1 protein-coding gene is annotated in these 1,009 nt (G+C 64.7%); it reads left to right on the forward strand.

Going from position 1 to position 1,009, the window contains the following annotated elements; translation table 11 throughout:
- Positions 1–9: 9 nt before the first annotated feature.
- The coding region (locus ACHAA3_RS16805; protein WP_435710246.1) for an IS481 family transposase at positions 10–1,009 on the forward strand (1,000 nt) is incomplete at its 3' end.

Genomic DNA, 1,009 nt, shown 5'->3' on the forward strand with positions numbered 1-1,009 from the left:
GAGGCCTTCGTGTCCCACGCTAACGCTGCACTCACTCCTCGCGCTCGTCTTCGGCTCGCGAAGCTGATCGTCGAGGACGGTTGGAAGCCGCCGCAGGCGGCCAAGATGTTCATGGTCTCGCCCGAGACCGCCCGCAAGTGGGCCAAACGGTTCCGCGATGAGGGGCCAGCCGGGATGCTCGACCGGACCAGCAGGCCGCGCTCGAGCCCGGCCAAGACCCCAGAGCAGGTGAAGCGACAGATCGTGGAGCTGCGATGGCGCCACCGTCTGGGACCGGTCCAGATCGGTGGCCGTCTCGGCGTTGCCCCGTCGACGGTCCACGCGGTGTTGGTGCGGTGTCAGATCAACCGGCTGAATCACATCGACCGGGTCACCGGTGAGCCGATCCGCCGCTATGAGCACCCGCATCCGGGCTCGATGATCCATGTTGATGTCACCAAGTTCGGCAACATTCCCGACGGTGGAGGGCATCGATTTGTCGGACGCCAGCAGGGTGTCAGGAACAGGTCCACGACAGTTCAGCGCACCGGACAACCACGCAGCAAGGGGCACGATCCGCTGATGGGCAAGGCGTTCGTCCACACGGTCATCGACGATCACTCGCGCGTCGCCTACGCCGAAATCTGCGCTGATGAGAAAGCCGAGACTGCCGTCGGCGTGCTCCAGAGGGCCGTTGTCTGGTTCGCGGACCGCGGAGTCACCGTCGAACGAGTGCTGTCCGACAACGGCAGCTGCTACCGCTCCCACGCTTGGGCCGAAGCCTGCACCGAACTGGCCATCAAACACCGACGGACGCGGCCCTACCGACCACAGACCAACGGCAAGATCGAACGGTTCCACCGCACGCTCGGCGACGGATGGGCCTACGCCCGCTTCTATGAATCAGAAACCGCGCGCCGCGCGGCACTGCCAGGCTGGATCCACTTCTACAATCACCACAGACCCCACTCCGCCATCGGAGCGCTTCCACCGATCAGCAGAATCGCCAACAACCTGCCTGGACATCACA

Origin of the sequence: Aeromicrobium sp. CF3.5, from assembly GCF_051262695.1 — a bacterium.
Taxonomy (GTDB): Bacteria; Actinomycetota; Actinomycetes; order Propionibacteriales; family Nocardioidaceae; genus Aeromicrobium.